Source organism: Morganella sp. BCCO 40_0007 (genome assembly GCF_032989665.1).
Taxonomy (GTDB): Bacteria; Pseudomonadota; Gammaproteobacteria; order Enterobacterales; family Enterobacteriaceae; genus Morganella; species Morganella sibonii.
This window is the reverse complement of sequence record NZ_JAVBIN010000003.1, coordinates 199,421-222,305: the sequence shown is the minus strand read 5'-3', so window position 1 is coordinate 222,305 and position 22,885 is coordinate 199,421. Positions and strand designations below refer to the sequence as shown.

Sequence of the window (22,885 nt, the reverse complement as noted above, 5' to 3'; positions counted from 1 at the left end):
TCAGAAACCGAGCGAGGTGGCGTTATTGCCGTCAACTTCCAGGATTTTATTGAATTTAATCACCTGTTTCTGAGTATCGATTTCGGCTTTACCCAGATCTTTGACTTCCACGCCATCGGCGACTTTCTTGCCGTCCAGTATATCTTTGGAGACAGAAACCAGTGCGTAACCCGCATCAGCCGGGTTCCACAGGTAACCTTTCTTGATCTCGCCGCCTTTCAGGTATGGCGCAGCCTGGGCCGGCATCAGGATACCTGCGGTGCTGATTTTATTTTTCGCACGTTTTTTCTTGATGGCCTCACCGGCACCAATCAGACCCAGCGAACCGTAAGAGACAATCCCTTTCATTTCCGGATGGGCTTTCATCAGATCATTGGTTGCCGCGAAAGAGGCATCAATGCTTTCGGCAACCGGCATACGGCTGGTCACTTCAAACATTTCCGGATAGGTTTTCTTCTGATACTCAACCGCCAGATTCGCCCAGTTATTGTGCAGAGGCACCGTCAGGGAACCGACATAAATCACATAGCCGCCTTTGCCGCCCATGTTTTTCGCCAGCTCATCCATTGTGGCTTTGGCATAAGCATCGTTATCGATAGTTTCGATATCCCAGTCAGCGTTATGACCGTCCGGCGCTTCGTGAGTCAGCACCACGATGCCTTGTTCACGGGCTTTCTTAAAGACCGGCTCAAGAACAGTCACGTCGTTCGGAACAACGGTAATCGCATCGACTTTCTTGGCAATCAGGTCTTCAATAATTTTTACCTGCTGAGCCGGGTCCGGCGTGGAAGGGCCGACCTGATACGCATTGACACCCAGATCTTTTGCCGCCTGCTGAACCCCTTTATCCATCTGGTTAAACCATGGAATCCCGGAGACTTTGACGACGTTGACGATTTCGTATTCTTTTGCCATGACGCTGGCAGAGAAAAGCGCAACAGATAATGCAGCGACTTTAAAAAATGATTTCTTCATCGGTAATAACCCTTTTTATATGGATACAGAGAGTGTTGCAGGGAGACCAAATAGAAGCCTGACTATAGGAGCCGGGATAATAAAAAGGGGGAGCGGACGTTAAAAATGTGATCTGCGCCCATTATTGATATCACAATGTTGCAAAATTAATAATAAATTGTTTAATTAATATTTTTATGTAATTTAATTACGCATCATTGCATCAAAGTAACATTAAATTAACAAAATAATCAACAACAAGTAACAATAATTGTGTTTTATTCTTACCGCTATAAAATTATTCTTATTGACATTTGTTAAATCACTAATGACTTTCGATAAAATCGGGCTGAACCGATTGTTTTCAATGTAACAAAAGTGTTTGTTTCATTTTAATGTGATAAAAATCACATAATAAAAACGATAACCCCTTTTATTTGTGAAATAAAAAAACAAAAATAAGACGTTTTTTTTGTTTGTTATTTGATTTATAAGCTATTTTTTATTTATGGAGAAAACCGTATCACAGAATAAAGCTGAATTCCTGTGGTTTCACAATCGTCCGGTAATCATCCGCATTCAGAACAATGGTTTCTGTCAGTGTACCGGCATTAAAGGCGATATCGCTGTAACGCTCAAACAGCACCGGGTCAATCACCAGTTCCAGTTCCGGGTTAAAGGTAAACGGGGCGAGTGCGCCCGGAACGCAGTCAGTTAATGTCTTTACCTGTTCAGCGGTGGCAAAAGAGATCTTTTTACCACCGAAAAAACCAGCCAGTTTTTCGCCGTTAATTTTTTCATCTCCGGGTAATACCGCCAGCACATTTTTCTTCACACCATTACCTTTTACTTTCAGTACCACGGCTTTGGAGCATTGCCCCGGTTCAACACCGCGTACCTGAGCGACCTCATCTGAGGTAAACCCGAGAGCATCGTGACTCATTATTTCATAACGGGCGTGGTGGTTATCGAGAAGGGCGGTGATTTTACGGAGGATACTATCAGATGAAGACATACGGCTTTCCCTGTTTCTTATTTTGACTACCGATCACGGTAATCAAAAACACAGGGAAAACCAATGCGTTTGCGCTGAGAATGTGACAGGGCTACGGCCAGTTACGCCAGAAACTGACCGATAGCAGCACCAGCAGGGTATATATCTCCAGACGGCCTAATAACATGGCGAAGCAGAGCAGATATTTTGCCGCCGGGGATATCTCCCCGAACCCGGGCGCTGTTAATCCGAATCCCAGCCCCATATTATTAATACAGGCCGCCACACTGGCAAACGAGGTCATTAAATCGTACCCCATCAGGTTAAGACACCAGATAAAAAAGCAGGTACTGATAATATAAAGGAAGAAAAAACTCAGCACGGAGTTAATCAGCCGGTGCTGAACAACCGTATCACCAACCTTTATCAGTGTTTGTGCCCGCGGATGGATAAGAGAATAGACTTCCCGCCAGCTTTGTTTGGAGAGAATTAAAAAACGGATCGCTTTTATCCCGCCGCAGGTGGAACCGACACAACCGCCGAAAAAGCTGGCAAACAGCAGGAGAACAATAATATGAGACGGCCATTGCGCATAATCACCGGTGGCGAGTCCGTTATCCGTCAGCATGGAACTGGTCAGAAAAAAGGCATGTACAAAAGACTCTTCCGCGGAAGAATACATATTTGCCCGCCAGACCTCAAAAAAGACCAGGGCGATAATAAAGGCGGCCACTGCAAAATAAAACCGTAATTCCGTATTACTGAATAAGGGCTTCAGGCTGCGTTTTGCCAGCGCGACAAAATAGAGGGTAAAGTTGACGGCGGATAATAATGAAAACGCACCTGCCACCAGTTCAATCGCAGAACTGTTAAAATAACCGATACTTTCACTGTAGGTGGAAAACCCGCCGAGCGACACCGTCGAAAGCCCGTGACATAACGCGTCAAACCATGACATTCCGGCCAGCTTAAACGCAACCGTACAGAGAAATCCCAGCAATAAATAGGTAAACCACAAATTACGGGCTGAACTGGCCAGGCGCGGGGTTAATTTTTCATCCTTAAACGGACCGGGCATTTCTGACTGATATAAGCGCATTCCGCCGATACCCAGCAACGGGAATATCGCCACCGCCAGAACAATAACACCGAGGCCGCCGATAAAATTGAGCTGGGCACGGTAATATAAAACGGAACGGGGTAAATCCGTCACATTATGGAAGACTGAAGCCCCGGTAGTGGTAATCCCGGAAACGCCCTCAAATAAGGCATCTTCAAATGCCATGTTCAGGTGATCATCCAGCCAGAACGGCATCGCGCTGATGATAGAAAATAACAGCCAGAAAACGGCAATAACCAGAAAGCCATCCCGCGTCTGTAATTGCAGTCCGCTTGTTTTACTGCGGTACCAGCAGATTAATCCTGCGGGAAAAAAAATCAGGAAGCTGCCGGCAAACGCAAAAAAACTCTGTTCCTGCGCAATAAGCGCAACCAGCATCGGTAATAACAGCGTCAGGCTGTAAATCACTATCAAAAAACTGCTCAGATGGATAATGACTCGGGAACGGGTTGATATCACAGGATGACCACCGGCTTTTCTAAAATAAACAGCAGATAATACGAAATAGCTGATAGTGAACTGATTGCCGCTGATTGTAAATTGTTTTCAGCTGAACAGAGCAGCAGGATCAAAAAAGGCGGCAGATCCGGCTGCCGCCTTGCCATCCATATCATGATACAGCAAAGACGATTTTACACGGTTTCGTCTGCCCATACCCGCTGATAATCGGTCCCGTTCACCTGCCAGACCTCACGGATATTTTCACCGGTATAATTGAGATAATCCTGTTCAGCAGAAAACTGTACTGCCAGTGCCGTTTCACATTCCGTGGTAATTTTGCGCGGTGCATCGATAACAGATGATGCCACGGAATCTTCCTGCAAACGGATTTTCAGTTTTTTTAATCCGTGCTGCACATGGAACAGAAACAGATAATTATAAAACAGATAGTTATGAAACATTCTCAGCTCCGGATTTTTTATTGGCAAGCCGGGTGTAAATAAGGCCGACGGCGATAGTCAGTACCAGACCAATAATAACAACCAGTTTACCGTTTTCAGTCACACCGGCAGGGCTTGAGGCATAGGAAAAATTATGTGCAAAGGCCGCACCGGTCAGCATTCCCAGCACACTGACCGCCGCATCGGTATTACCCTGTCCGGCGTTAGCTAATTGCCGCAGCGGGCAGCCGGTAATAAAGACACCGCATAATCCGACCAGCGACATGGAGAGGAAATTCCACAGCCCGTCATTATGCGCAATCGGCTGATTATCAAAGCCGATATTGATTTTTCCGGTGAGCATATTACCGGCAATAACAACCAGCAGCAGAGCGAGAACGCCGATTGCCATCGTGTAATTGCGTGACAGGAAGATATTTTTCGCCATCCCGATAAAACAGAAGCGGGTACGCTGAATAATCACACCGATAATAAGCCCGGCTGTTATTGCCATCCAGACCGGAGCATGAGCGGCTCCCGGCCCTTTGACACTGGATTTGAAAATGGAACTGTCGATAATAAACAGCACAAATAACACCAGACACACGGCCGGTAATATTAAACCTTCAGCCGCTGACTGCTGATAATTACGCGGTAATGAAAAGCCTTTTTTAATAAACAGACTACCGATGCTGATACCGGCAACCAGGCCGAATAACCCGACAACGGCATTTAAATCACCGGCACCAATCCGCAGGATCATCCGCAGCGGACACCCTAAAAAGACCAGACAACCGGCCATCATCAGAAAACCGAGTGTAAAGCGGATAACCGGTGCAGAACCGGCTTTGGACTGAAACTCTTTAAAAATAACCGCAGCCCCGAATGAACCGAGAATAAAACCAAAAATCTCAGGACGAAGATATTGGACGGTTTCGGTATTATGCAATCCCATACTGCCTGCACTATCCCGGATAAAACAAGCGACACAAACACCCATATTTGGCGGGTTTCCGTATATACCAAGGAGTACAGCGCTGATCCCTATAATAATACCGGAAATGATGATAATTATTTTTGTTGCGGACATTATATGACTCCGTTATGGAGATGTTATCTCCTGACTAATAGGACCTATTAAGTACAGGGTCAATGTACCGCAGTGAAAAATAATATCTTTTACCCGGGTCAAAGATTTTGAACGCAATGAACCGGTGAGTAAAATATCCGATGAGGAACAGAAATACACCTTGCAGCCAGTGACTATCAATTTATAATCTTTAAATATTAACTGTTTATTACATTGCCGGGAGTTCGTACATTGAAAAGATTATTGCTGTTAAGTCTGATGTGTGGGTTTTCTTATAATGTGTATGCCGGTGAAAATGCCTGTTCAGCAGAAACCGCTGCCGTTAACGCATTTAATAATTTTATTTTTATGCAGGAACGGCCTTTTAACGATTCACTGAAAGAAATGAAAGTGCATATAAAAAGTAGTGATGACTACATTGATAATAGTGCGTATGCAAAATTTGATGATTGCGGCGGATTGCTGATACTGGAAAACAGCGAGATCATTAAATCCCGGATAAAAGAGCATGTTATCGTTAATGTCTTTAACATCAGGATAAATAAGCAGGATGAAAACTGGCGCTATAATATGACATTTAAACTGTCTGATATTGACCAGCATGGTGTTGATAACACATTTATGGTTCAAAGACAGCACGGGAAATTCCTGACGGACCGCAACGGGAAAATAACAAAATCGGAAGATACGTCTTATGCCACGCTCGGTGATGAACGTATGAAATTCAAAGCGGAGACCCGCTTTTTAAGTGATAATAAAGGACGGTTGTCAAAATTGGACAGAGTCAGTACACAACCAAATGACAGCTCAAATACACGCTATTTTTATGATGATAAAGACCGCTTAATACGGACTCAGTCTGACTCCACAACGAAAGAATATACCTATACAGATGATGGCAAGCAATCAGGCAGCACAATGGTTCAGACATTTTCCACAACCGAAACAACCGTGACAACATGTAAGGATTGGAATAAATTCGGCAGATGTACACGTGCAGAACAGGATATAACGGTGTTAATTGAAAGTGAGAATGGCGAAAATGACAGTGTCTATAAGCATCATGCGGAAATTAATTATGAGTATGTTTATTAATTTAGATTATTACGCTGTTTATTTTAACGGAAATATGATTAATACCAGATATATTAATGATGATTAAAAAAGCTAATATTGTTACAGAAATATTCCTTGCTTTTTCAAAGATGATGTTAACCGGAATATGATTATTTAATATACCAGGGAATATTTCCCCGGGATGCCGGTTTTTCATATAAATACCCGGGAGAAACACACAATGTGTTCTCCGGTTACAACATAGAAACGTGAGTAGATAAGAGGATGAACGACGGTATGACCAATTATACGGATGTAACGGTAAAAGCACAGAATGCCGGACCCGGTCTCTGCTTTTTATTATTGCTGGTGGTCTGGGTTGTCGTGTTTTTCATACCGGACACTATTTTTATTGTTGTACCCGGGATGATTGGTTTTGCACTTCTGTTTTTTATTTACTACCTGGTATCGGAAGGGCACCTTGCAGCTATTTTGGGCGGAGTTATTGCAAGCGTCATTTTGATGGCAATCGCTGCGGCAATCCCCGTTATTGGCTGGATACTCCTGATATGCTGGATATTTTACAACATCGTGAGGGCATTTGAGAGCATTCAGAATTTGCTGCCGGATGCCCTGTTGAGCGCGGCACTATATGGCAGTCTCTTAATTCCTGTCATCTGCCAGTTTAATTATTACGGCAGCAGTAATTTATTACTGACGATAGGATGCGGAGTTGTCTACCTTATCGCAGCAGCGGGATGTGCTGGGCGTATCAGCGAGCGTTCGGATACGACAAAACACAGCCTGTTTCTCTTTTCAGTTATGCTGCTCTCTGTACCGATGATTGTGCTGTTGATTGTGTCAATTGTCGCCTCGCTGCGTGCTGCATTCCAGACGAGCCTGGTAAAAACAACCACGAAACTTCCTCAGTCGGTGAGCGGATACACTACAGCCCGGGGAACGGTTGTTGCCGGCTACACGCGCAATGTCACTCAGACAGTAGTCTCCACCGTGATTGTTCCCGGCGCCGGCGCCGTGGGGGCATCGTTAACCGGTTCACTGGCTGAATTAAGCGCTGTTGCGGATGAACCGTCTGCCAACCGATTGAATGATGAAAAAAAACAGTGTTACGCGACGAACAAAGATCATCACTTTTATCGTTATGATGGGCTGAATGATAAAAAAATCGGTAACTTTATTCAGGCTGTTGCCGGAGCCGGAACATTACCGCCTCTTAAAAAAGAGGATGTCCTTGTTTACTTTGATGAAACGCTGATGGGTAAAGGTGATCGTGGCGTAGTGTTAACCGATGAGGCTATCTATTGTTTACCGGGCATGTTTGAGGATGAAGAGAAATTCTTCACTCGGTTCAGTAATATCGGGAAGGTCACTTTTTCCGGTACGCTGAATAAGCAAATTACTCTCTGGCTGAAAGAGGGGAAAAAACAGAAAATCACACTGACTCAATCCAACGCCGGTGCTAAAAAAGTCTTCGAAATGATTGAGCTGGCGATTGCCTGAGAAACGGGTTCAGTGCTGCGGAGCATTTTTTCGATTATTATCCGGAAAAGCTGAGAGGGATTGTAAGTATCCCAATAAAAATCCACGCAATAGCGTGGATTTTATGGTTTTTTACGATGCTTCTGATATTCAGCAAAACATCATAAGACTACAAATTTTAGTTACACATTAAACAGGAAATTCAGCACGTCGCCGTCTTTCACAATGTAATCTTTGCCTTCTGCGCGCATTTTACCGGCTTCTTTTGCACCTTGTTCGCCTTTGTACTGGATGAAATCCTCAAATGCGATGGTCTGGGCGCGGATAAAACCTTTTTCAAAGTCGGTGTGGATTTTACCGGCTGCCTGCGGAGCGGTGGCGCCGACAGGGATAGTCCATGCACGGACTTCTTTTACACCGGCGGTGAAATAGGTCTGCAGGTTGAGCAGGGCGTAACCGGCGCGGATCACGCGGTTCAGGCCCGGTTCTTCGATACCGAGGTCAGCCATAAACTCTTCACGGTCGCCATCTTCCAGCTCGGCGATATCAGATTCAATTGCCGCGCATACCGGCACAACCACTGAACCTTCTTTCTCTGCGATTTCACGCACCTGATCCAGATACGGGTTGTTCTCAAAGCCATCTTCATGGACATTGGCAATGTACATGGTTGGTTTCAGGGTCAGGAAGCTCAGGTAGCGGATCGCGCCCATTTCTTCTTTGTTCAGATTCAGCGTGCGCAGCATCTGTGCATTTTCCAGCAGCGGCAGGCATTTTTCCAGTACTTCCAGTTCCAGTTTCGCGTCTTTATCGCCGCCTTTGGCACGTTTCTGCACGCGGTGAATAGCGCGTTCGCAGGTGTCGAGGTCAGCCAGCGCTAGTTCGGTATTGATGGTATCAATATCTTCTGCCGGGTTAACACGGCCGGAAACGTGAACAATGTTATCATCGTCAAAGCAGCGGACAACGTGACCGATAGCTTCTGTTTCGCGGATGTTGGTCAGGAACTGGTTACCCAGACCTTCACCTTTGGATGCGCCTTTCACCAGACCGGCGATATCGACGAATTCCATGGTGGTCGGCAGAATACGCTGTGGTTTTACGATTTCCGCCAGTGCATCCAGACGGGCATCCGGCATCGGCACCACGCCGGTGTTCGGCTCAATTGTACAGAACGGAAAGTTCGCCGCTTCAATTCCTGCTTTGGTCAGCGCGTTAAACAGCGTTGATTTCCCGACGTTCGGCAGACCGACGATACCACATTTGAAACCCATAAATTCTTCACCTTAAAAATGACAGCAGACCAAAACGGCCTGCAAGCACGTTAAATAATTGCCGCCGATTATACACGGTTACGGATAAACAGACGATACCTGAGGCTCACTGACCGGCTTTAAATGTATGCAGACGTGAAATGGCTTTTGCCATGCCGTCTTTCATCAGCACATCGGTGCAGCGTACCGCTTCATCGATGGTTTCATCTATCAGTTTCTGTTCAGAAGCCGGGGGCTTGCCCAGCACAAAACCGACCACTTTACTTTTATCACCCGGATGGCCGATGCCGATACGCAGGCGATGAAAGTTAGGGTTGTTGCCCAGCTTGCTCTGGATATCTTTCAGGCCGTTATGGCCGCCGTTGCCGCCGCCGAGTTTCATTTTTGCCACGCCGGGCAGGAGATCCAGCTCATCATGTGCCACCAGAATTTCATCCGGGGCAATCTGATAGAAACCGGCGAGGGCGCTGACCGCTTTTCCGCTCAGGTTCATAAAGGTGGTCGGTACCAGCAGACGGACATCATTCCCCTGAATATTCAGGCGCGCAGTATAACCGTAAAACTTACTTTCTGATTTTAATGACTGGTTATAACGGCGGGCCAGTTCATCCACATACCAGGCACCGGCATTGTGGCGGGTTTGGGCGTATTCCGCACCGGGGTTGGCCAGCCCCACAATTAATTTTATCTGACTCACACTTGTATCACTTGTTGTTCAGGCAGGTTTGACTGCAAAGAGGGCTATTCTACCCGTCACCCGCGCGGAGTACAAAAGAAACGTCCTTCCGGGACGGATGTGACTATTTGTGCAATAATTTAGTGATGAATTATTAAATTTCGCTTTTTGGCACAATAAGCCAAATAAAATGTTTTATTTTTGGCCTGTGTGATCTGAACCGCAACATATTGCGGCAAATTCGGGCTATACTTAGTGTCAAGAAGGAATTCCTGCTTTCGTACTTTGAGTTGTTAAAAGACAAAAGAGTGGCGGAGGTCCCTATGAAACGTAAATTATCCTTATTACTCGGTAACCTGCTGATGGTTGTCGGTATGTTACTGATGGTCGGCAGTATGGCCTTTACTGTCAGTGTCCTTATTTTCGCACTCCCGTTACCGGATATTTATTCCGAAGCCTCTCTGATGGGGATCTTTATCGGTGCGCTGGTATGGCTGGGCGGAGCCGGTCTGAGCGGGCGTCGTGAATCCATCGCGGATAAATATTACTGGCTGCGTCATTTCCACAGCCGTTATCGCCGCCGGATGCCGTAACACGGGTGTCATAAAATAACCGGGAACGGTTATTACCCTCTGCGGTTAAATGCCTGCCAACAAAAAACCCGTTGTGTTCACAACGGGTTCAGACACGCAATGTGTACGCTGATGGTTAAATCAGTGCTCGAACATCGCGGAGATAGACTCTTCATTACTGATACGGCGGATGGCTTCTGCCAGCATTCCGGATAAAGTCAGTGAACGGACTTTATTCAGTGCTTTAATTTCCGCTGATAACGGAATGGTGTCACAGACAATCACTTCATCAATCACAGAATCACGGATATTGTTTACCGCGTTGCCGGAGAAGATAGGGTGAGTTGCGTATGCAAACACACGTTTCGCACCACGTTCTTTCAGTGCTTCCGCAGCTTTGCACAGCGTGCCCCCAGTATCGATCATATCGTCAACCAGTACACAGTCACGACCGGCAACATCACCGATGATATGCATCACCTGAGAAACGTTCGCACGCGGGCGGCGTTTATCAATGATAGCCATATCAGTGTCGTTCAGCAGTTTGGCGATCGCACGGGCGCGGACCACACCACCGATATCCGGAGAAACCACAATCGGGTTATCCAGATTTTTCTGCAACATATCTTCCAGCAGGATAGGGCTGCCGAATACGTTATCAACCGGGACATCGAAGAAGCCCTGAATCTGCTCAGCGTGAAGATCTACTGTCAGCACACGGTCAACACCCACACTTGAGAGGAAGTCAGCGACCACTTTCGCGGTGATTGGCACACGCGTGGAGCGGACGCGGCGATCCTGACGGGCATAGCCGAAATACGGGATAACAGCAGTGATACGACCCGCAGAAGCACGGCGCAGCGCGTCAACCATAACAACCAGTTCCATCAGGTTATCGTTGGTCGGTGCACAGGTAGACTGGATGATGAATACATCACCACCACGCACGTTTTCATTGATTTGAACACTGACTTCACCGTCGCTGAAACGACCGATTGCAGCGTCTCCGAGGTTAGTGTACAGGCGGTTGGCAACACGTTGTGCTAGTTCCGGGATGGCGTTACCAGCAAAAAGCTTCATATCAGGCACGAGAAAAACCTCAGGCATGCGTCCAGAGAGATTGAATTGTGAACCTGAAAGCGTCCGGGGACGGAATCAGGGGCAATTACAGTAGACCAGCGCGGAACTGATGAAGCGGCGAAATGTTGACACCACGTGCCACAAAGCCCTTCACCCACGCCGGCGCGTTAATTAACACCTGTCGGGCGGCTGCCTGGTTTTCGAACTCTCCGAACACACATGCACCCGTACCGGTCAGGCGTGACGGGGTATATTGTAGCAGCCAGGAAAGAAGATCATCAACCTCACGAAAACGTTTTCTTGCGATCGGTTCACAGTCATTTGCGTACGGAGCCTGTAATAATGCGGGCAGAGAGCGGATCGGCGTGTCGCGAATTAATTGCGGATCTGTGAAGATAAGCGGTGTCGGAACCGAAATTCCGGGGTGTGCGACCAGATACCAGCGCTCCGGCGGAGACGCCGGGTGCAGAATTTCGCCTATTCCTTCAGCAATGGCCGCATGACCCCGGACAAATACCGGGACGTCGGCACCGAGTGTGACACCGAGTTCTGCAAGCGTGTCGTCAGGTAACTGTAACCGCCAGTGATAGTTCAGTGCAATAAGCACTGTCGCGGCATTGGAGGAACCGCCGCCGATACCGCCGCCCATCGGCAGTACTTTTTCAACGGCAATATCCGCACCGGGCAGACCGGCGGTCAGCTGATGCTCCCGGGCATAGTGTTGTAACAGGTGTGCTGCGCGGATCACCAGATTTTGCTCATCCGGTACGCCGGCAAGCGGGGTCAGCAGACGGATCACACCATCAGTGCGCGGTGTGATTGTGACACTGTCACCATGATCCAGAAACTGAAACAGGGTTTGCAGAGTGTGATAGCCGTCCGCACGGCGGCCTGTGATATACAGAAACAGGTTCAGTTTGGCGGGAGACGGCCAGGTCAGAGATGTCAGTTGAGTGTCCATGAATCCATTTTCAGTTTAATACGGTTATCACCCTGTTCGATATCCAGACGGTTCGGCAGTTGCGGGGACACTTTTTCATCATAAGACTGATAAGTGACTTTCCACTTTTCCATGCCCTGCGACCAGTTCAGTGCTTTCAGGTGATACTGATTACTGATGGCATAAGACTGCGCATCGCCCGGCAGGCCGACAATCCACTGACGCAGGTTTTCCATCGGGATGGCCATGCCGGTCAGCTGGTAAATCATACTGTCCGGGTCATCACTGTAATATTTCTGACCTTTGTTATCAGTAAGCTGTGTCTGTCCGTCTTTGACAATCAGCTCAAGTTCGGTACTGCCGACCGGGTTGGTGAGCAGCAGTTTGTAGCTGTCAGGAGAGTACTGCTGCCAGAAAAAACGGGCATAGGTTTTTTGCGTTGCGCCGATGTAGGCAAACGACCCGCGTGTCTGATAGCGCTGTAACTGATTAATATGTTGTGTCTGTGCTTTCCAGCCGGCAGAGGTGGCGGAAACATCGCCTTTCTCTGTATTGTCGGGCAGGGTACAGGCGGCAAGTATCAGGCTGCACAGAGGCAGTAACCGGATAAAGCGCGGGAATTGAATAGAGGCCACGTTGTAATTTCCTTTAACAACTTATAAAAGCAATAACAGTATTGTGCCTGTTTCAGTGGCTGTTTCCTACCTCTCTTACGCTGATTTACGCAATTATCCGTGCCGTGAATGCTTCCTGTTGCGCATCATATTATGTGCTTATTATCACTGTTTCCTGTTTAACGCTTTAATTGCACGGAACCGGCTGCTAAACTGCATGCAGTTATCCTTAGTAAGGGTGTTGATTTCCGGTATACTTAACCGGTATTTTACACACTTACCCCGGTCTGTATTGCAGGATATGACTTTATTAGCACTCGGCATTAATCATAAAACCGCCCCTGTGGCCCTGCGTGAGAAAGTGACTTTCTCACCGGACAGCATGGAAGCGGCATTAACCAATCTGCTCGAACAACCGTCCGTGAGCGGCGGCGTTGTGCTGTCTACCTGCAACCGGACAGAAATCTATCTCAGTGTGGATGAACAGAACGATCAGCGCGATCAGCTGATTGACTGGCTGTGCCGCTATCACAACATCAACCCGCAGGAACTGATGTCCAGTCTTTACTGGCATCAGGATAATGACGCCGTCAGTCATCTGATGCGCGTGGCCAGCGGGCTGGACTCTCTGGTGCTCGGCGAGCCTCAGATCCTGGGGCAGGTCAAAAAAGCCTTTGCACAATCGCAGACATGCCGTTCACTCTCCCGTGAACTGGAGCGTCTGTTCCAGAAATCCTTTTCTGTTGCCAAACGGGTGCGTACTGAAACTGATATCGGCGCCAATGCGGTATCGGTGGCGTTTGCGGCCTGTACACTGGCGCGTCAGATTTTCGAATCCTTATCCAAACTGAATATCCTGCTGGTCGGGGCGGGGGAAACCATCGAACTGGTTGCCCGTCATCTGAATGAGCACGGCGTAAAACATATGATGATCGCCAACCGTACCCGTGAACGGGCCCGCGTGCTGGCGCAGGAAGTCAATGCAGAGGTGATCACACTGCCGGAAATCGACAGCCGGCTGGCGGAAGCAGATATTGTTATCAGCTCCACGGCCAGCCCGTTGCCGATTATCGGTAAAGGTATGGTGGAACGCGCACTTAAAGCCCGGCGTAATCAGCCTATGCTGCTGGTGGATATCGCAGTTCCCCGTGATATTGAAGCCGATGTCGAAAAGCTCAGTAACGTCTATCTCTACACCGTGGATGATCTTGAGGCGATTATTGAGCACAATCTGGCTCAGCGCCAGGTGGCGGCACAACAGGCAGAATCCATTGTGGTGCAGGAAAGCGGGCATTTTATGGAATGGCTGCGCGCCCAGAGCGCGGTAAACACGATCCGTGAATACCGCGAACAGGCCGAAGAGATCCGCGCCGCGATGGCCGCCAGAGCGGTGGCACTGATTCAGCAGGGGCATGACCCGGAAGAGGTCATCAACCAGATGTCGCAGCAACTGACCAACCGCCTGATCCACGCACCGACCAAATCACTTCAGCAGGCCGCCGGCGATGGTGATACCGGCCGCCTGACTCTGTTACGCGACAGCCTCGGGCTGGAGCATCATTAACTTCCTCTATATTATTTTTTAAGGTAGCAGACTACGAATGAAGCCTTCTATTGTCGCAAAACTGGAAGCATTGAAAGAACGTTATGAAGAAATTCAGGCGCACCTTGCGGACGCCGATGTTATCGCTGATCAGAATAAATTCCGTGCTCTGTCGAAAGAATATGCGCAGCTGACTGACGTTGCGAAATGTTTTGAAGCCTGGCAGACCATTCAGGATGATATCGAAACCGCGCAAATGCTTCTTGATGATCCTGAAATGAAGGAGATGGCACAGGAAGAGCTGAAAGACGCAAAACTGCGGAATGAAACCTTAGAGCAGGAATTACAGGTCTTATTACTGCCGAAAGATCCGGATGATGAACGCAACTGCTTCCTGGAAGTCCGTGCGGGCACCGGCGGTGATGAAGCCGCGCTGTTTGCCGGTGATCTGTTCCGGATGTACAGCCGTTATGCGGAATCACGCCGCTGGCGGATTGAGATTATGAACAGTAATGACGGCGAACACGGCGGTTATAAAGAAATCATTTTCAGAGTCACCGGTGAAAACGCGTACGGTAATCTGAAGTTTGAATCCGGCGGTCACCGTGTGCAGCGTGTGCCGGAAACCGAATCCCAGGGACGTATCCACACCTCTGCCTGTACTGTCGCGGTACTGGCGGAAGTACCGGAAGCGGAACTGCCGGATATCAGCCCGGCGGATCTGCGTATTGATACCTTCCGTTCATCCGGTGCCGGTGGTCAGCACGTTAACACCACGGACTCCGCTATCCGTATCACCCATATTCCGACCGGGATTGTGGTGGAGTGCCAGGACGAACGTTCACAGCACAAAAACAAAGCCAAAGCTCTCTCGGTGCTGGCCGCACGTATCAAGGCAGCGGAAGAATCCCGCCGTCATGAGGCGGAAGCCTCTGAGCGCCGTAATCTGCTGGGTTCCGGCGACCGTTCGGATCGTATCCGCACGTATAACTTCCCGCAGGGGCGTGTGACCGATCACCGCATCAACCTGACGCTGTACCGTCTGGATGAAGTGATGGAAGGCAAGCTGGATGCACTGATCCAGCCGCTGGTGAATGAATATCAGGCAGATCAGCTCGCGGCGCTGTCTGAGCAGGAGTGATGACGTTCCGGACATGGCTGGCGGAGGCTGTCAGCCGTTTAAATCACAGCGACAGCCCGAAACGGGATGCGGAGATTCTGCTGACGTTTGTTACCGGCCGTACCCGCAGTTACATTATTGCGTTTGATGAAACCGCACTCAGCGGGGATGAACAGCAACGCCTTGAGGCGCTGCTCGTCCGCCGGGAGCAGGGCGAACCGGTGGCGTATATCACCGGTGTGCGTGAGTTCTGGTCACTGCCGCTGGAAGTTTCTCCCGCCACACTGATCCCGCGGCCGGATACCGAATGTCTGGTGGAGGCGGCACTGGAATTGTTACCGCCGTCATCCTGCGATATTCTGGATCTCGGTACCGGTACCGGCGCCATCGCACTGGCACTGGCCTCTGAACGGCCGGATTGTCATGTGACCGGGGCGGATATTCAGCCGGATGCGGTGGCACTGGCGCAGCGTAATGCTGCCCGCCTGGGGCTGACAAATACGGCGTTTAAAGAAAGTCGCTGGTTTGCTTCACTGCCGATTCATCAATTTGCTATGATAGTGAGTAATCCCCCATACATTGATGAAAATGATGAGCATCTGGTGCAGGGGGATGTCCGTTTCGAGCCGCGCAGTGCGCTGGTCGCCCCGCAGAACGGTCTGGCCGATCTGGCGGAAATTGCTGTGCAGTCCGTGCATTATCTGACACCCGGCGGGTGGCTGATTGTGGAACATGGCTGGCGGCAGGGAGAGGCTGTCCGTGAACTGTTCCGGGAAAACGGATTTTGCCGGGTGGAAACCCGCCGCGATTATGGCGGAAATGATCGGGTTACTTTAGGTCAACGGGAAGAGAAATGAAAAGCATTGCCGATTTTGAATTCAATGGTGCGCCGTTACTGAACGGCATTATGTTAGTGCTGAAAACTGTCCGCCCTGATTTTGACCGGGAAAAGGCAGAAACACACATCAATGAACTTATCCGCCAGACCCGTAAGCGCCTCCCGCCGCAGTCCGACGAACAGACCTGTTTACAGACACTGATTACCCTCTTTTATCATAAATGGCAGTTCGGCGGTGCCAGCGGTGTTTATTCACTGTCTGATACGCTGTGGCTGGACAATGTGCTGCGCACACAGCGCGGCTCACCGGTTTCACTCGGCATTCTGTTCCTGCATATTGCACAGGCTATCGGTCTGCCGGTTGTGCCGGTGGTTTTCCCGACTCAGCTTATTCTGCGGGCGGATCTTGACGACGATACGCTGTTTATCAATCCGATTAACGGCGATATTCTGGATCAGCACACGCTGGATGTCTGGATTAAAGGTACGGTCAGCCCGGCGCATCATCTCACCGGGGATGACCTTGAGGAAGCCGAAAACAGCCATGTGGTGCGCAAATACCTCGACAGTATTAAAGTCGCCCTGATGGAAGAGAAAAAAATGGAGCAGGCACTGAAAGTCAGCGAAACCATTTTATTATTTGACCCGGATGATCCGTATGAAATCCGTGACCGCGGGCTGATCTATGCCCAGCTGGATTGCAGTCATATCGCGATTTCCGATCTGAACTATTTTATTGAGCAATGTCCGCAGGACCCGGTATCGGAAATGATAAAAATGCAGATCCACACATACGAACAGCAGCATATCGTTCTGCATTAATAAACTGATACCGGTTTAGTGATTTCCATAAACGCAATTTAATTGCCTCTGCCAAAAGGTTATACCATGCAACAGAAAGTCGTATCTATCGGGGATATTCGTGTCGGCAATGCGCTGCCGTTTGTTCTGTTCGGCGGCATGAATGTACTTGAATCCCGCGATCTGGCGATGAAAATCTGCGAACATTACGTGACTGTCACGCAGAAGCTGAATATTCCGTATGTCTTCAAAGCCTCTTTCGACAAAGCAAACCGCTCTTCCATCAACTCTTACCGTGGTCCGGGTCTTGAGGAAGGGATGAAGATTTTTGAAGAGCTGAAAAAAACCTTCGGCGTTAAAATTATTACTGATGTTCACGAATCCTGGCAGGCGCAGCCGGTGGCGGACGTGGTGGATGTGATTCAGTTACCGGCTTTCCTGGCACGTCAGACTGATCTGGTGGAAGCGATGGCAAAAACCGGCGCGGTCATTAACATCAAAAAACCTCAGTTTATCAGCCCGGGGCAGGTGGGTAATATCGCGGATAAATTCCGTGAAGGCGGTAATGACCAGATCATTTTATGTGATCGCGGCGCAAGCTTCGGTTATGACAACCTGGTTGTGGATATGCTGGGCTTTAAAGTGATGGAAAAAGCCTCCGGCGGTTGCCCGGTGATTTTCGATGTCACGCACTCCCTGCAATGCCGCGACCCGTTTGGTGCCGCATCCGGCGGTCGCCGTGGTCAGGTGGCTGAACTGGCCCGTGCCGGGATGGCGGTTGGCCTGGGCGGTCTGTTCCTGGAAGCGCATCCGGACCCGGATAATGCCCGTTGTGATGGTCCTTCCGCACTGCCGCTGGCAAAACTGGAACCGTTCCTGCAACAGGTTAAAGCGATTGACGATCTGGTGAAAAGCTTCCCTGAGCTGGATACCGAATAATTTCCGATGCAGCTTCACACAGTCGTTAACATGTTCGGCGCTGATCTTCAGCGCCGTTATGGCGAAAAAATTCATAAAATCACCCTCCACGGCGGCTTCAGCTGCCCCAACCGTGACGGCACCCTCGGGCGCGGCGGTTGTACCTTCTGTAATGTGGCCTCTTTTGCGGATGAAAATGCACAGTATGATTCTATTGAGGATCAACTGAGTCAGCAGTCCGTCAAAATCACCCGTGCCAAACGTTATCTCGCGTATTTTCAGGCGTATACCAGTACGTATGCGGAAGTGGAACTGCTGCGGAAAATGTATGAGTCCGCGCTGACACAGGCGGATGTGGTCGGATTATGTGTCGGCACCCGGCCGGATTGTGTGCCGGAGGCGGTACTGGACCTGCTTCAGCATTATCAGCAGCAGGGCTATGAAGTGTGGCTGGAGCTGGGATTGCAGACCGCACATGATAAAACACTGAAACGCATCAACCGCGGTCATGATTTTGCCTGTTATCAGGCAACGACACGGGCGGCGCGTGAGCGGGGACTGAAAGTGTGCTGTCACCTGATCAGTGGTCTGCCGGGAGAAACCGCTGCTGATAATCTCATCACACTTGAGCGTGTGCTGGATACCGGTGTTGAGGGCATCAAACTGCATCCGCTGCATATTGTGGACGGCAGCACGATGGCAAAAGCCTGGCGGGCGGGGCGCTTACCCGTGATTTCGCTGGAAGAATATGTTGCCACTGCCGGAGAGATGATCCGCCACACGCCACCGGATATGATTTATCACCGTATCTGCGCCAGCGCACGGCGTCCTACCTTACTGGCACCGGACTGGTGCAGCAACCGCTGGCTCGGTATGAACGGCCTGTGGCAGTATCTGCTGGCAAACGGCGGCCAGGGCAGCGCTCTCTGATTTGTAATATCTGATTTGCAATATCTGATTTGTAATATCTGATTTGCAATATTAGCAATCACAGCCAGCGTCGTGTCTGCTGACAATATGCCGTCCATTCCTGTTTAAATTTTCCGGCAAGGAATTTTTCTTCCTGCGGTATGCTGAACAGATCGGTGATCAGCCAGAAAATCAGTCCGCCGATCAGAAAATAATATGAATGGGTCAGCAGCGCAAACCCGGTACAGGCGGTGGTCAGTGCGAGATAAACCGGATTGCGGGACAGCCGGAACGGCCCGCCGGTGATCAGATGTGTGGCTTCGCCGAGCGGGTTTGGTGTGGTGTTATGGCGGCGGAAGTACACCAGTGATGCACCAATCCAGCCGAGACTTTCCAGCCCGATCAGAATGGCTAAAATACCGCTCCAGCCGCTGAACTGAATGACCAGTGCATTTTTGGCATACAGCCATGCGGCAGCAATGCCATTAATAATCAGCCAGTTAAGAAACGGAAGACGAAATACAGCCATGATTTTTCTCCGGTGCCGGATAAAGAAACGGCGGACTCTGCGCCCGCCGCTGTATTCAGTATAACCTGACTGCTGATATTATCATGCCTCAGAGGTCACACCGCTCATCAGCCCCAGTTCAATCAGAGCCTTGCTGACTGACGGATAAAAGCTGATTTTATTCTCAACCGGTACGATACGTGCCCGCGCCAGGGTTTTCAGCGGCTGGAACGGAATATCAGTAACGACAATATGCGTGTCCACACCGGCTTCATCAATAAAACGGCGAAACGCTTTTAATCCGCCTGCATCCAGTACCGGCACCGCATCCCATTGCATCACAATCGTGTGATAGCCGGTACTTTTGACTTTCAGATCATCAAAAATCCGTTCCGCGGCAGCAAAGAACAGCGGGCCGTTAATACGGACAACCAGCAGACCTTTATCGTGATCAGTATAAGAGGATTCACTCAGACGCGTCATATTAGCGATACGGCGCATAAACAGCAGTGAAGCCAGCACAATCCCGACACTGATGGCGATCACCATATCAAACAGCACGGTGAGGCTCAGGCACAGCAGAAGTACGATAATATCGTCTTTCGGTGCGCGGCGGATAAGTTCAATCACTTTTGCTGCTTCACTCATATTCCAGGCTACCATCAGCAGCAGAGCTGACATCGCGGCCAGCGGCAGATAAGAGAGCAGTGGTGCCAGAACCAGCAGGGTCAGCAGAACCAGCAGGGAGTGGATAATGGCAGAGACAGGCGATGTGGCTCCGGCGCGCACGTTAGCGGCAGAGCGGGCAATCGCGGCAGTGGCGGTAATACCGCCGAAGAACGGCGCGGTGATATTACCCAGTCCCTGACCCAGCAATTCCCCGTTAGAGTTATGTTTCTTGCCGGTCATCCCGTCGAGTACGACGGCACAAAGCAGCGATTCAATCGCGCCGAGCATTGCCATTGAAAACGCCGCAGGCATCAGTGCTGTAATCGTGGCCCAGCTGAATACAAATTCTTTGCCGTCCGGGGTCGGTAAATTCCACGGCAGAATAAATTGCGGCAGAATCGGCGGGATACCCGCGCCCTGCGTGCCGTCAGCCAGGGTATAACTGAAGCGCGAACCGATGGTGGCGGCTTCCATACCGAACATTGACAGCAGCAGCATGACCAGCATCCCGGCAATCACCGCGGGCAGATGGCCGGGCAGGCGCAGTTTCAGTTTCGGCCAGTAGATCAGCACCAGCAGGGTGGTCACACCGATCAGGGTATCGGACAGATTAATGGTCGGCATCGCTTTGACAAGAGCGATCACCTTATCCACATAGTTTTCCGGCACATACGCCATGGTCAGGCCGAAAAAATCTTTTACCTGCATGGTGGCGATAGTGATCGCAATCCCCGAGGTGAAGCCGAGCACCACGGAAATCGGAATATATTCAATGAGTTTACCGAAACGCGCGAGGCCCATCGCCAGCAGGATAATCCCGGACATCAGCGTGGCTATCAGTAAGCCGCCCAGCCCGAACTGCTGGGAAACGGGGTAGAGGATCACCACAAATGCTGCGGTTGGTCCTGAGACACTGAAACGGGAACCACCGGTCACCGCAATGACAATACCGGCGATAGCGGCGGTATACAGACCATATTGCGGTGCCACACCACTGCCGATAGCCAGTGCCATAGCCAGTGGGATAGCAATAATCCCGACGGTGATACCGGCAATGGTATCTTTTATCAGACGGGAAACGGAGTAAGGCTGTTTCCAGCACGAGTCAATTAATGCAGAAAAAAGAGATAATCCTTTAAATGTTGAAATTTTCATTTCCGGACAACTGTCACCTCTGAGTCATATGAAAAAAATAGGGAGACGCCAAAGCGCATTAGTGTACGCAAAACAGAGAGAGATTTAGCTGAGATACATCAAATGACGTTGTATACAATAGCGGATATTAAAATAAAATCAAAAATATGAAGAAGTTAAGGTGTAATAAAACAGGATATTCTGTCATTGACAGGGAAGGCAGTATAAAAAAAGAAAAGAGAGAAACGAAAAAAGCCTGCTGATTGCTCAGCAGGCTCTTCTCTTAATATGGCGGTGAGAGAGGGATTCGAACCCTCGATGCACTTTCGCGCATACACACTTTCCAGGCGTGCTCCTTCAGCCACTCGGACATCTCACCGGGGTACTGTTCGTTGCGTTGATATCTCGCTGCAACGGGGCGCTACTATAGGGGAAGCGGTGTAACCCGTCAATACACTCTGTGAAAAAAAATGTGTTTTTTCGTTCGTTTAATTAAAAAAACAGCATATTGGTGATTAACATAGCGGTTTCAGTAAAAATACAGTACCGGCCGCATAAAAAGCGACCGGCAAATTTTTTTCAGCAGTAAATCATCTGCCGGAAAATTATGCAGGTCAGTTAACAATAACAACATTTTAACGAGGTGAAAATCTCTCCGGGGCTTGAATTCTTTCCGTAATCCTATCAGGCTGGTAAAAAAACAGAGGAGCGCCGCATGAATATTATTTTCTACCATCCTTTTTTTGACTCAGAGTTGTGGATCAACGGCATGAAAAAACACCTGCCACAGGCCGATATCCGTAAATGGGTGCCGGGTGATAACCAACCGGCTGATTATGCGCTGGTGTGGTTACCACCGCGTGAGTGCCTGGCGGGGCGGACGACGATGAAAGGTGTCTTTGCACTGGGTGCCGGCGTGGATGCCATTCTGAAGCAGGAGCAGGCGAACCCGGGCACACTGCCTGCCGGGGTGCCGGTGATCCGCCTTGAAGATACCGGGATGGGGGCGCAGATGCAGGAGTACGCGGTTGCCAAAGCGCTGTGGTATTTCCGCAAAATGGATATTTACAAACGTCAGCAGGAGCAGCGTATCTGGAAAGCGCAGCCGGCGTTTACGTTTGATGAATTTGAAATCGGGGTACTGGGAACCGGGGTTCTCGGTCGTTCAGTGGCGGAAAAACTTGCGGAGTTCGGATTTAAAGTCCATGGCTGGAGCCGGACACCGAAACAGATCCCGGGCGTAACCGGTTTCCACGGTAACGATCAGCTGGATGAATTCTTAAGTCACAGCCGTCTGCTGATCAACCTGCTGCCGGACACACCACAGACGCGCGGTATCCTCAACCAGTCGCTGTTCAGTAAGCTGCCGCAGAGCTCTTACCTGATTAACCTGGCGCGCGGTTCCCATCTGGTGGATAACGATCTGCTCGAAGCAATTGATGACGGGCAGATTGCCGGTGCCAGCCTGGACGTCTTCGCCACCGAGCCGCTGCCGGAAATGCACCCGTTCTGGACACATCCGAGGGTGGATGTCACACCGCATATTGCCGCATTCACTATTCCGTCAGAGGCGATGAAAGCCATTGTCGCCAATATTGAGCGGATTGAGCGGGGTGAAGCACCGCACGGTGTGGTGAATATGGAGCTGGGGTATTAATTCTTTACAGCGATAAGGACAATCCGGACAATAGCGG

At 49.6% G+C, this 22,885-nt stretch carries 22 protein-coding genes and 1 tRNA gene; 10 read left to right on the top strand and 13 right to left on the bottom strand.

What is annotated here, in order from left to right; genetic code table 11:
- From R5268_RS05300 to yedE, 5 genes are all read right to left on the bottom strand, one after another.
- Positions 1–975 carry a substrate-binding domain-containing protein gene (locus R5268_RS05300; protein ID WP_046892247.1) on the bottom strand — a complete coding sequence of 325 codons (975 nt, stop codon included), beginning with the start codon at positions 973–975 and terminating at the stop codon, positions 1–3.
- A gap of 502 nt (positions 976–1,477) precedes the next feature.
- The gene (locus R5268_RS05295) at positions 1,478–1,969 is read right to left on the bottom strand and encodes a YbaK/EbsC family protein (protein WP_317418894.1); all 492 of its coding nucleotides are present in this window, start codon (positions 1,967–1,969) and stop codon (positions 1,478–1,480) included.
- Positions 1,970–2,060: 91 nt separating this feature from the next.
- Positions 2,061–3,527, bottom strand: coding sequence for a TrkH family potassium uptake protein (locus tag R5268_RS05290; protein WP_052927463.1), 1,467 nt, complete (start codon positions 3,525–3,527; stop codon positions 2,061–2,063).
- Positions 3,528–3,700: 173 nt separating this feature from the next.
- Complete coding sequence (locus tag R5268_RS05285) at positions 3,701–3,970, bottom strand: hypothetical protein (RefSeq protein ID WP_218455501.1); 270 nt, start codon at positions 3,968–3,970, stop codon at positions 3,701–3,703.
- Positions 3,960–5,039, bottom strand: a complete 1,080-nt coding sequence (yedE, locus tag R5268_RS05280) for a YedE family putative selenium transporter (protein ID WP_317418893.1) — start codon at positions 5,037–5,039, stop codon at positions 3,960–3,962. The genes R5268_RS05285 and yedE overlap by 11 nt, the downstream gene beginning before the upstream one ends.
- Positions 5,040–5,270: 231 nt before the next feature.
- Between yedE and R5268_RS05275 the strand changes: the two genes are divergently transcribed.
- Both R5268_RS05275 and R5268_RS05270 read left to right on the top strand, forming a co-directional pair.
- Positions 5,271–6,134: a hypothetical protein gene (locus tag R5268_RS05275; RefSeq protein WP_317418892.1), complete on the top strand. Its 864-nt coding sequence runs from the start codon at positions 5,271–5,273 to the stop codon at positions 6,132–6,134.
- A 330-nt stretch (positions 6,135–6,464) separates the two neighbouring features.
- A complete protein-coding gene (locus R5268_RS05270) occupies positions 6,465–7,616 on the top strand; it encodes a hypothetical protein (protein ID WP_317418936.1) in 1,152 nt (383 codons plus the stop codon).
- A gap of 161 nt (positions 7,617–7,777) precedes the next feature.
- Here R5268_RS05270 and ychF read toward each other — a convergent pair whose 3' ends face one another.
- Entirely contained in the window at positions 7,778–8,869 is a 1,092-nt protein-coding gene (gene ychF, locus R5268_RS05265) for a redox-regulated ATPase YchF (protein WP_046892242.1), read from the bottom strand.
- Between the two features lie 106 nt (positions 8,870–8,975).
- Positions 8,976–9,566 (bottom strand): aminoacyl-tRNA hydrolase, encoded by a 591-nt coding sequence (gene pth, locus R5268_RS05260; RefSeq protein ID WP_317418891.1) that lies wholly within the window; start codon positions 9,564–9,566, stop codon positions 8,976–8,978.
- A gap of 302 nt (positions 9,567–9,868) precedes the next feature.
- Between pth and R5268_RS05255 the strand changes: the two genes are divergently transcribed.
- Complete coding sequence (locus tag R5268_RS05255) at positions 9,869–10,138, top strand: stress-induced protein YchH (protein ID WP_046892240.1); 270 nt, start codon at positions 9,869–9,871, stop codon at positions 10,136–10,138.
- 120 nt (positions 10,139–10,258) lie between these two features.
- On the opposite strand, the gene prs is transcribed toward R5268_RS05255, so the two are convergent.
- The 3 genes from prs to lolB all read right to left on the bottom strand — a co-directional run bounded on the left by prs (position 10,259) and on the right by lolB (position 12,772).
- Positions 10,259–11,206: a ribose-phosphate diphosphokinase gene (gene prs / locus R5268_RS05250; RefSeq protein ID WP_107679870.1), complete on the bottom strand. Its 948-nt coding sequence runs from the start codon at positions 11,204–11,206 to the stop codon at positions 10,259–10,261.
- Between the two features lie 76 nt (positions 11,207–11,282).
- Positions 11,283–12,158, bottom strand: coding sequence for a 4-(cytidine 5'-diphospho)-2-C-methyl-D-erythritol kinase (gene ispE / locus R5268_RS05245; protein ID WP_317418890.1), 876 nt, complete (start codon positions 12,156–12,158; stop codon positions 11,283–11,285).
- Positions 12,143–12,772, bottom strand: coding sequence for a lipoprotein insertase outer membrane protein LolB (gene lolB, locus R5268_RS05240; RefSeq protein ID WP_107679841.1), 630 nt, complete (start codon positions 12,770–12,772; stop codon positions 12,143–12,145). Before lolB ends, ispE begins: the two co-directional genes overlap by 16 nt.
- 280 nt (positions 12,773–13,052) lie before the next feature.
- Between lolB and hemA the strand changes: the two genes are divergently transcribed.
- The 6 genes from hemA to R5268_RS05210 all read left to right on the top strand — a co-directional run bounded on the left by hemA (position 13,053) and on the right by R5268_RS05210 (position 18,901).
- Positions 13,053–14,315, top strand: a complete 1,263-nt coding sequence (hemA, locus tag R5268_RS05235) for a glutamyl-tRNA reductase (protein ID WP_046892237.1) — start codon at positions 13,053–13,055, stop codon at positions 14,313–14,315.
- A gap of 37 nt (positions 14,316–14,352) precedes the next feature.
- Entirely contained in the window at positions 14,353–15,435 is a 1,083-nt protein-coding gene (gene prfA / locus R5268_RS05230; RefSeq protein ID WP_046892236.1) for a peptide chain release factor 1, read from the top strand.
- A complete protein-coding gene (gene prmC / locus R5268_RS05225) occupies positions 15,435–16,271 on the top strand; it encodes a peptide chain release factor N(5)-glutamine methyltransferase (RefSeq protein WP_317418889.1) in 837 nt (278 codons plus the stop codon). The genes prfA and prmC overlap by 1 nt, the downstream gene beginning before the upstream one ends.
- Positions 16,268–17,074, top strand: a complete 807-nt coding sequence (gene sirB1, locus R5268_RS05220) for an invasion regulator SirB1 (protein WP_046892234.1) — start codon at positions 16,268–16,270, stop codon at positions 17,072–17,074. Before prmC ends, sirB1 begins: the two co-directional genes overlap by 4 nt.
- Positions 17,075–17,140: 66 nt before the next feature.
- A complete protein-coding gene (kdsA, locus tag R5268_RS05215; protein WP_107679845.1) occupies positions 17,141–17,992 on the top strand; it encodes a 3-deoxy-8-phosphooctulonate synthase in 852 nt (283 codons plus the stop codon).
- Positions 17,993–17,998: 6 nt separating this feature from the next.
- A complete protein-coding gene (locus R5268_RS05210) occupies positions 17,999–18,901 on the top strand; it encodes a TIGR01212 family radical SAM protein (RefSeq protein WP_317418888.1) in 903 nt (300 codons plus the stop codon).
- A 58-nt stretch (positions 18,902–18,959) separates the two neighbouring features.
- Here R5268_RS05210 and R5268_RS05205 read toward each other — a convergent pair whose 3' ends face one another.
- The 3 genes from R5268_RS05205 to R5268_RS05195 all read right to left on the bottom strand — a co-directional run bounded on the left by R5268_RS05205 (position 18,960) and on the right by R5268_RS05195 (position 21,570).
- Positions 18,960–19,409: an isoprenylcysteine carboxylmethyltransferase family protein gene (locus tag R5268_RS05205; RefSeq protein ID WP_317418887.1), complete on the bottom strand. Its 450-nt coding sequence runs from the start codon at positions 19,407–19,409 to the stop codon at positions 18,960–18,962.
- 81 nt (positions 19,410–19,490) lie between these two features.
- Entirely contained in the window at positions 19,491–21,212 is a 1,722-nt protein-coding gene (gene dauA, locus R5268_RS05200; RefSeq protein ID WP_317418886.1) for a C4-dicarboxylic acid transporter DauA, read from the bottom strand.
- Between the two features lie 268 nt (positions 21,213–21,480).
- Positions 21,481–21,570: transfer RNA gene (locus R5268_RS05195), tRNA-Ser, on the bottom strand.
- A 336-nt stretch (positions 21,571–21,906) separates the two neighbouring features.
- Here R5268_RS05195 and ghrA point away from each other — a divergent pair.
- A complete protein-coding gene (gene ghrA / locus R5268_RS05190; RefSeq protein ID WP_317418885.1) occupies positions 21,907–22,848 on the top strand; it encodes a glyoxylate/hydroxypyruvate reductase GhrA in 942 nt (313 codons plus the stop codon).
- Positions 22,849–22,885 lie beyond the last annotated feature (37 nt).

Bases quoted from the DNA above. Each gene is read 5' to 3' on its own strand.
- R5268_RS05295 (WP_317418894.1), bottom strand. From the start codon at position 1,969: ATGTCTTCATCTGATAGTATCCTCCGTAAAATCACCGCCCTTCTCGAT.
- R5268_RS05255 (WP_046892240.1), top strand. From the start codon at position 9,869: ATGAAACGTAAATTATCCTTATTACTCGGTAACCTGCTGATGGTTGTC.
- ychF (WP_046892242.1), bottom strand. From the start codon at position 8,869: ATGGGTTTCAAATGTGGTATCGTCGGTCTGCCGAACGTCGGGAAATCA.
- prmC (WP_317418889.1), top strand. From the start codon at position 15,435: ATGACGTTCCGGACATGGCTGGCGGAGGCTGTCAGCCGTTTAAATCAC.
- R5268_RS05285 (WP_218455501.1), bottom strand. From the start codon at position 3,970: ATGTTTCATAACTATCTGTTTTATAATTATCTGTTTCTGTTCCATGTG.
- kdsA (WP_107679845.1), top strand. From the start codon at position 17,141: ATGCAACAGAAAGTCGTATCTATCGGGGATATTCGTGTCGGCAATGCG.
- ghrA (WP_317418885.1), top strand. From the start codon at position 21,907: ATGAATATTATTTTCTACCATCCTTTTTTTGACTCAGAGTTGTGGATC.
- R5268_RS05205 (WP_317418887.1), bottom strand. From the start codon at position 19,409: ATGGCTGTATTTCGTCTTCCGTTTCTTAACTGGCTGATTATTAATGGC.
- R5268_RS05300 (WP_046892247.1), bottom strand. From the start codon at position 975: ATGAAGAAATCATTTTTTAAAGTCGCTGCATTATCTGTTGCGCTTTTC.
- hemA (WP_046892237.1), top strand. From the start codon at position 13,053: ATGACTTTATTAGCACTCGGCATTAATCATAAAACCGCCCCTGTGGCC.
- R5268_RS05210 (WP_317418888.1), top strand. From the start codon at position 17,999: ATGCAGCTTCACACAGTCGTTAACATGTTCGGCGCTGATCTTCAGCGC.
- sirB1 (WP_046892234.1), top strand. From the start codon at position 16,268: ATGAAAAGCATTGCCGATTTTGAATTCAATGGTGCGCCGTTACTGAAC.
- yedE (WP_317418893.1), bottom strand. From the start codon at position 5,039: ATGTCCGCAACAAAAATAATTATCATCATTTCCGGTATTATTATAGGG.
- ispE (WP_317418890.1), bottom strand. From the start codon at position 12,158: ATGGACACTCAACTGACATCTCTGACCTGGCCGTCTCCCGCCAAACTG.
- prfA (WP_046892236.1), top strand. From the start codon at position 14,353: ATGAAGCCTTCTATTGTCGCAAAACTGGAAGCATTGAAAGAACGTTAT.
- dauA (WP_317418886.1), bottom strand. From the start codon at position 21,212: ATGAAAATTTCAACATTTAAAGGATTATCTCTTTTTTCTGCATTAATT.